The sequence below is a fragment of the Alienimonas sp. DA493 genome (assembly GCF_043951915.1).
Lineage (GTDB): Bacteria > Planctomycetota > Planctomycetia > Planctomycetales > Planctomycetaceae > Alienimonas.
On record NZ_JBINJD010000204.1, the window covers coordinates 1 to 7578 of the forward strand.

The window sequence follows — 7578 nt, forward strand, 5'->3', positions numbered from 1 at the left end:
CCGCGGCCGCCGGTCGCGTGCGGGGCGTGGAACCGCAGGGTGACGGCCCGGCCCTCCTCGTCGACGGAGGTCGTGCGGGCGGTCTCCTCGCCGCGGTCCCGGCTGATCGCCCGGGTGGGGAACGGCAGCACCCGGGGGGCGGCGACCGGGTCGGCGGTCGCCACGGCGCCGTCCGCCTCGGCGGCGGGGGTCCCCGGCTCCTCGGGGGTCGCGGCGTCGTCGCCGCGGTACAGGCGCAGTACGGCAGTCTTCATCGGGTCGTCCTCATCCCTGAGTTGTGGGCGTCCCCGGCCGCGCCCCGGAGGGGCGAAAATCTTCGGTCGAAGTCGTCTTCCCAAAGTGCGGGGGGAAAGACGAGGGTCCGACCGACGATCGGTGACGGGAGCCCCGGCGAATCCTTGCCGGGGCGGCGACGCGGGTTTTATTTCGGCCGCGCGCGACCTGCAAGATCGCACACGATGGATCAAGGGCGGAATTTCCCAAAAATCGCCCCCGCCGGTGGGGGTCTGGGAGGGCTCGGGGGTCCGCGGAGGCAGCGTCGTGACCCCAGCCTCGCCAAACCGCCCCGTTTCGCGGTCGCCGAGAGGCGGCGCGCCGGCTCGGCCGCCCCGGCCGCCTAACGGCGACGGCAGGCCGCGGCGGCGCTTACACTGCGGCCATGTCCGTGTCCGCCCGTTCCGACCCGCCGCCGCCGCCCGCCGCGGGGGAGGTCGGCGCCGTCGTGCTGGCGGGGGTCAGCGGGTGCGGGAAAAGCACGATCGGCAAGAGGGTCGCCCGCCGACTGGGCTGGGTCTTCGTGGACGGCGACGACCTGCACCCGTGGATCAACGTTTACTCCATGCACCACGGCCGGCCGCTGACCGACGCCGACCGCGACCCCTGGCTGGAACGCTGCGCCGACCTGCTGGAGAACCACGTCGCCAACGGCGTGCCGGCGATTCTGGCGTGCAGCGCTCTGAAGAGCCGCTACCGCCGCCGCCTGCGGCGGGACGCGGAGACCCTCATCATCCATCTGGCCTGCAGCCGCGAGGAACTGATCCGTCGGCTGGGCGGCCGGGCCGGGCACTTCTTCGACCCGAGCCTGCTGGACAGCCAGTTCGCCGCCCTCGAGCCGCCCACGCCCGGCGACGGCACGCTGCTGGTGGACGGCGACGCCGACGAAGAAGAGGTCACGGACGACATCGTCCGCCTGATCACCCGCCCCGCCGACCGGGCCGCCCGGCTGGAGGCGCAGGGGACGGGGAGGGCTTCCACCTTGCCCGGACGGGGCGAACGGTGGTAGGTCGCGCCCGCAGCTTCGCCGTTCGCCCTGCCCGCCCCGCCGTCCGATGCCCCCGCTCGCTTCCCCGACGGTCGCCGCCCCGCCGGTCGCTCCCCCGACGCCCGGCGCCTCGGGACAGAACCGGACCGCCCCGGTGACGGCCCCCGCGAACCCGCAGGCGGTCGGCGGGCTGACGACGAACGAACCGACGGTCCGGGCGATCCTGCGGGAGGCCGCCCCGGCTGCGGTGAAGCGTCCGCCGGCGAAAACCGCTTGGGCCTGCGGCGCCCTCGCCGCAGCCCTGCTGTGGGCCTGCTTCTACCCGCTGGCCTGGGGCCCGCTGGCTTGGGCGGCGCTGGCGCCGCTCTGCTTGCTGGTCCGCAGCCCCGTCCGCACCCGCTGGGAGGTGCGGGCGCTGTGGGCCTGCGGGTTCGTCGGCACGGCCTGTCAGATCCAGTGGATGCGGCTGGGCGACGTCGCCATGTACCCGGCCTGGCTGGCGCTGAGCCTGTACCTCGGCCTGTATTTCCCGGCGTTCGTGCTGGCGACCCGCGGGTTGGTGCACCGGGCGAAGGTCCCCTTCGCCGTCGCCGTGCCGGCGGTCTGGTGCGGACTCGAACTGATCCGCGGCAGGCTGATGACCGGGTTCGGCTGGAACTTGCTGGCCCATTCGCAGTGGGACTGGACCACGCTGATCCAGGTCGCGGACGTCGGCGGAGCGTACCTCGTCGGGGCGGTGGTGGCGCTGGGCAATGCGGCCCTCGCCCTGCTGGTCCCGAGGTCGGTTCTGAACCGCCTCGGCCTGATCCCGAACGACGAACCGAACCCCGCCCGCTTCGCCCCGCTGTGGCCGGCGATCGGAGCCGTCTGCGTGCTGGCCGGCGTGCTGATCTACGGTACCGTCCGGCGGGCGGGCGACGCCTTCCCCGCCGGGCCGCGGGTGGCTCTCGTGCAGACCGACCACCCCAGCAGTCTGCGGAGCGACGCCGGCCAGGCGGACGCCCGGTTCACCGCCATCCGGCACCTCTCCGCCGCGGCGACGCCCTACCGACCGGACCTCGTGGTCTGGCCGGAGAGCGCCTTTCCGTATCCGTTGTTCGCCGTGAAGGAGGGGGTCTCCGAGGAGGCGTTCGTCGCCGCCGCCACGCCGGTCGCCCCGCCGGAGTACTTCCGCAGCAACGTCGGCGGCGTGGCGCTGGCCTCGCTGGCGGAGACCGCCGGCGCCTACCTGCTGACCGGAACCACCGCCGGCGAAATTGCCGACCCGGACGGCGACGGCCCGCGGCCGGCGGTCTTCACCCGCTACGGCTCCGCCGCGATGGCCGCCCCGACCGGCGGCGTCGGCGGCGACGGCCTCGCCCGCGGCGCCCTGATGGGCCGCTACGACAAACGGCACCGCGTCGTCTTCGGCGAATACGTCCCCCAGATCCCCGGCCTCGCCAGCCTCACCCCCTTCACCGAGCAGCCCGGCCAGCAGATCGGCATCGGCCCCGGCGTCGACGCGGTCGCCTTCCGCATCGAAGCCCTCGGGACTGAACCGCAGGACGGGGAGACCCCGCCGTCGTACACCGTCGCCCCGCTGATCTGTTACGAAGACACCGTGCCGCACCTCGTCCGCGACACCGTGAACGCCCTGCCGGTCAACGGCGCCGGCGAGGACGGCGGGCCGGACCTGCTGGCCGTGCTGAGCAACGACGGCTGGTTCGACGACAGCGCTGAGCAGGAACAGCACCTCGCCGTCAGCCTGTTCCGGGCCGTCGAGACCCGCACCCCGCTGGTGCGGGCGTCCAACACCGGCGTGAGCGCCGTGATCGACGGCGACGGCGTCCCCCGCCAGCCGGCCGTGTTCCTCAACGAAGAGGGCCGGCCGGTCGACCTCTCCGCCGTGCCGAACGCTGCCCTGCCGGACGATACGGCCTGCGTGCTGATCGCCGACGTGCCGCTGGACCCGCGTCGCAGCCTGTACCTGTGGTGGGGCGACTGGCTGGCGTTCCTCTGCGCCGCCGCGGCGTGCGTGGGCCTCCTGCTGAACCTCCGCCGGGCGCCGACCGCCGCCGTCGCGGCCTGATCGGCAGCCCGAGGCGGGCGCACGAAAACAGCCCGGACGCGGGACGCGTCCGGACTGAAGCACGGGGTCGGAACTGCGGGGGCGAACCTCAGCGGTTCGCGTTCGGCTGGTTCGTCACGTTGTTCAGCAGCGCGATCGCCTCGGTGAGGTGCTGCTGGGTGTCGACGCGGCCGGCCTTGAAGACGTCGGCGGCAGGGCCGTCGGCCTGTTCGGCGGCCATGGCCAAGGTGTCGATCATCGACAGGTGGGCGCCGATCTGCTGGGCGGCGTAGGCCTTATCGAATTCCTCCGGGCTGAGCCGGTCGAAGTTCTGCTTCAGCGTTTGGCCGCAGCGTTCCGTGAGCTGCCCGCGGAAGGCGAGCAGGTCCGCGGCGGAGCCGCCTGCGGCGCCCTGCACTGGACGCATCGCGGTGCGTTCCTGCAGCCCGGTCGGGTTCGGCGCCGGGTCCTGCAGGGCGGCGTCGGCTTCGTCGGTTACCTCGTCCACGATCTGATCGACGGCGGCCTCTTCGCTGATCAGCGCGTCGTCCTGCAACACCTCGTCGGCGACCTGTTCCTCAATCGCGTCGGCGGCGGCCGGGTCGGCGGCCGGGTCGGCGGCCGGGTCGGCCGTTCCGCCGCGGTAGGCGCTGGTGCGGCGGCCGGGGGCGTCGCCGGCCGGGGCCGACGAGCCGGCGAGTCGGTCGAGCTTCTGGCCGAACTGCGTGTGGGCCTGGATCATTTTCTCAGCGAAGTCTTTGACGGCCGAGTTCTGGGACTTCTGCTTGGCGTATTCGGCGAGGGCCAGTTCCGCCTGGTTGTCCTGCTGGACCCAACGCACCAGGGCGTCGCTCGACACCGCGGCGGCGTTGCCGCGGACGTTCATCGAGGCGTTCATCCGCGGCTGGGCGTCGCGGTCCTGCACGCGACGGTTCTGCCCGTCGCGGAGCATCGGCCGTTCGCCGCCCGGGAGGTCCTGGCGGTTCCCGGCCCGGTTCGGCAGGGCGTCTTCTTGAACGCCGTCGACCCGGTCCTGAATTCGATCCTGCCGGCCCTGCACGCGGTCCTGAACGCGGTCCTGCGTGCGGTTGATCCGTTCCTGAACGTTGTCGAGGCGGTTCTGGGTGGCGTCCGCCCCGGCGCGGATCTGATCTTGAACCCGGGAGACGTCGTCTTGGGCCGGGGGTGTCTGACTCTGGCTTTGAGCGAAAGCGGGAGCCGCCAGCGCGACGGCCGCGGCGAGAGAGAGCGCGCGAGTGAGCATCGGAGCGTTCGAGTGGTCGTGGGAGAGAGGAGCGCCCGCCAGGGGGCGCCGGAGGGTCGAACCCCCGGAGCCGCTCCTGCGGACAGCTTGTCACCCTACTGGGGTAGGAGCGGACGCCGGACTCCAACCGCCGCGCAACCGGGTCGCGGGCCCCCCGAGGACGGCATCGGGGCGGTTCCGCGGGACGCCGCCCCACCCTTCCGCCGGTCAAACGCCCCCGGGCCGCTAGGCTTCCCCCATGGCCACGCAATTGATCGAACCGGAGCGCGTCCGCACGCTGACCGACGCCGCTCCCCGTCCCGGGGATTACGTGTTGTATTGGATGCAGGCCTCCCAGCGGGCGGAGCACAACCCGGCCCTGGAGTACGCCGCCCGGCGGGCGAACGAGTTCAATCTTCCCCTGCTGGTCGGTTTCGGGCTGACGGACGACTACCCCGGCGCCAACCTGCGGCACTACCGGTTCATGCTGGAGGGTTTGGCGGAGGTGGAGTCTTCTCTGGCCCGCCGCGGGATCGGCTTCGTGCTTCGCCACGACGACCCGGACCGCGCGGCGATCGCCCTGGCGGAGGACGCCGCCGCCGTGGTGGTGGATCGCGGTTATCTGCGGCTCCAAAAGCAATGGCGGCAGTCCGTCGCCGAGGCGTTGAGGGGCGAATGCGAGTTCACGCAGGTGGAGGGGGACGTCGTCGTCCCGGTGGAGCTGGCCAGCGACAAACGGGAATACGCCGCCCGCACGATTCGCCCCAAGATCCTCAAATACCGAGAGCGGTTTCTGGTCGAATTAACGACGACGCCGCTGGACCGGGACGCAGGGAACCTGTCGATCCCCGACGGGCTGGACCTGGCCGACGTGCCGGCGCTGTGCGATGCGCTCACGCTGGACCGGGAGGTCGGGCCGGTCTCGCAGTTCTTTCCCGGCGGCACGACCGCCGCCAAAACCCGCCTGCGGGCCCTGTTGGACGGAGGATTCAAAAAATATTCCGCCCACCGCAACCAGCCGCAGACCGACGACCTATCCTATCTCTCGATGGCCCTGCACTTCGGGCAGATCTCCCCCGTCGAGGCGGTCCTGATGACGCGAGAACGCTACCCCGAGGGGGAGAATACGGACGATTTTTTAGAAGAAGTGATCGTCCGCCGGGAGCTGACGCACAATTACGTGCACTACACGCCCCGCAACTACGACTCCTACGACGCCCTGCCCGACTGGGCGAAAACCACCCTCGCCGAGCACGCCGACGACGAGCGGGAGCACGTTTATACCCGCGAGCAACTCGAAGCGGCCGAGACGCACGACGAGTATTGGAACGCCGCGATGCGGGAGATGCGGCACACCGGCTACATGCACAATTACATGCGCATGTACTGGGGCAAGAAGATCCTCGAGTGGACGGAGTCGCCGGAGTACGGCAACCGCATCACCCGGGAGATCAACGACAAATACTTTCTCGACGGCCGCGACGCGAACAGCTACGCCAACGTCAACTGGGTCTACGGCCTGCACGACCGCCCGTGGACGGAGCGGCCGGTGTTCGGCAAAACGCGGTATATGAACGCCAACGGCCTGCGGCGCAAATGCGACATCGACGGCTACGTCGAAAAGGTGAACGCCCTCGTGGAGCGGGCGGAAGGCACCGCTTAGCCGCAGTTTCAACACGAACCCGAAGCGTCAGCGAGGGCCGCGAGTCGGGGCTCTGTCTGCCGTGCCGAAGCCCTCGCTCACGCTTCGGGTTGATGTGCTCGCTCAGTTCTGAAACCGCTTCTTGCCCGCGACCGGAGGGAGCGCTCCCTGCGGTCGCGGCTAACTCGAAAGCCCGTGAAACTCTTTGTACCACGCGACGAAGCGGGCGATGCCGTCCTCGATCGTCGTGTGCGGTCGCAGTCCGACGAGCTTCTCCAGCGGGGCGGTGTCGGCGGTGGTGGCGGGCACGTCGCCCGGCTGCATGGGCAGGAACCGCTTCTCCGCGGTGCGGCCGCAGGCGGACTCGACGGCGGCGATCAACCGCATGAGTTCCACCGACTCGCCCCCGCCCACATTGAGAATGCGGAACGGCCCGGCGCCGGCGTCCGGGCGGTCCGGCGCGGCGCCCGGCGGCGGGGCGGTCGGCGGGAGGGCGGCGATGCGGACCGTCGCTTCGGCCACGTCGTCGATATAGGTGAAGCTCCGACTCATCTTGCCCTCGCCGAACACGTCGATCGGCTCCCCCTTCAACACCCGCTCCGTAAAGATCCACGCGGCCATGTCCGGCCGGCCCCAGGGACCGTAGACGCTGAAGAACCGCAGGCCCGTGCACGGCAGGCCGTACAGGTGGGCGTAGCTGTGGGCCATCAATTCGTTGGCCCGCTTGGTGGCGGCGTAGAGGCTCAGCGGGTGATCGACCGGGTCGGAGGCCTGCAACGTGTCCGCCTCGTTCGCCCCGTACACGCTGCTACTGGAGGCGTACACCAGGTGCGGCGGCGGGCGGTCGGGGTCCTCGGCGTCGTTGACGGCGCCGTCGGCCAGCCGGCGGCAGCCCTCCAGCACGTTGAGGAACCCGTCCAGGTTCGCGGCCGCGTAGGCGTGCGGGTGGGTCAGGCTGTGCCGTACGCCGGCCTGGGCGGCGAGGTGAATCACGCAGGCGACCGGCCCCGCGGAGTCGAACAGTCGCTCCGTCGCCCTGCGGTCCGCCAGGTCGACGTGGTGGAAGGTCAGGTCCCCGGGGGCGTCGAGCTTCTCCAGCCAATCCAGCCGGGACCGCTTCAGGGCGGGCGAATAATACGGATTCAGATCGTCCGCCGCGATCACCTCCGCCCCGTTGAGGCGGAGCAGCTCCACGACTTTCGCCCCGATAAACCCCGCGGCCCCGGTGACCAGAACGCGGCCGGCGGGGCGGGGCGGATCGACGGACATCGCGGCGGCTCGCAAACGGGCGGTGCATCATGCGAAACGACGGGGGCGAACGGAACCGCATCCGGGGCGTCCGCTCGGGGCGACGCTCTGCGTCGCCCCGCAGGGGCCGCGGAGCG

Annotated in this window: 6 protein-coding genes; 3 read left to right on the forward strand and 3 right to left on the reverse strand. The window is 71.4% G+C overall.

Features of this window, described 5'->3' with window-relative positions; all coding sequences use genetic code 11:
• On the reverse strand, window positions 1–254 hold a 254-nt coding region (locus ACG2DA_RS20510; RefSeq protein ID WP_395258258.1), incomplete at its 3' end, for a hypothetical protein.
• Window positions 255–658: 404 nt separating this feature from the next.
• On the opposite strand from ACG2DA_RS20510, the gene ACG2DA_RS20515 reads away from it, so the two are divergent.
• Window positions 659–1282, forward strand: a complete 624-nt coding sequence (locus tag ACG2DA_RS20515; RefSeq protein ID WP_395258260.1) for a gluconokinase — start codon at window positions 659–661, stop codon at window positions 1280–1282.
• Window positions 1283–1328: 46 nt separating this feature from the next.
• Window positions 1329–3329, forward strand: coding sequence for an apolipoprotein N-acyltransferase (gene lnt, locus ACG2DA_RS20520; protein ID WP_395258262.1), 2001 nt, complete (start codon window positions 1329–1331; stop codon window positions 3327–3329).
• Between the two features lie 88 nt (window positions 3330–3417).
• On the opposite strand, the gene ACG2DA_RS20525 is transcribed toward lnt, so the two are convergent.
• Window positions 3418–4572: a DUF4142 domain-containing protein gene (locus tag ACG2DA_RS20525; RefSeq protein WP_395258264.1), complete on the reverse strand. Its 1155-nt coding sequence runs from the start codon at window positions 4570–4572 to the stop codon at window positions 3418–3420.
• 238 nt (window positions 4573–4810) lie between these two features.
• Between ACG2DA_RS20525 and ACG2DA_RS20530 the strand changes: the two genes are divergently transcribed.
• Window positions 4811–6214, forward strand: a complete 1404-nt coding sequence (locus ACG2DA_RS20530) for a deoxyribodipyrimidine photo-lyase (protein WP_395258267.1) — start codon at window positions 4811–4813, stop codon at window positions 6212–6214.
• 159 nt (window positions 6215–6373) lie between these two features.
• Here ACG2DA_RS20530 and ACG2DA_RS20535 read toward each other — a convergent pair whose 3' ends face one another.
• On the reverse strand, window positions 6374–7462 hold the full coding sequence (locus tag ACG2DA_RS20535; protein WP_395258269.1) for an NAD-dependent epimerase/dehydratase family protein: 1089 nt from the start codon (window positions 7460–7462) through the stop codon (window positions 6374–6376).
• Window positions 7463–7578: the final 116 nt, after the last annotated feature.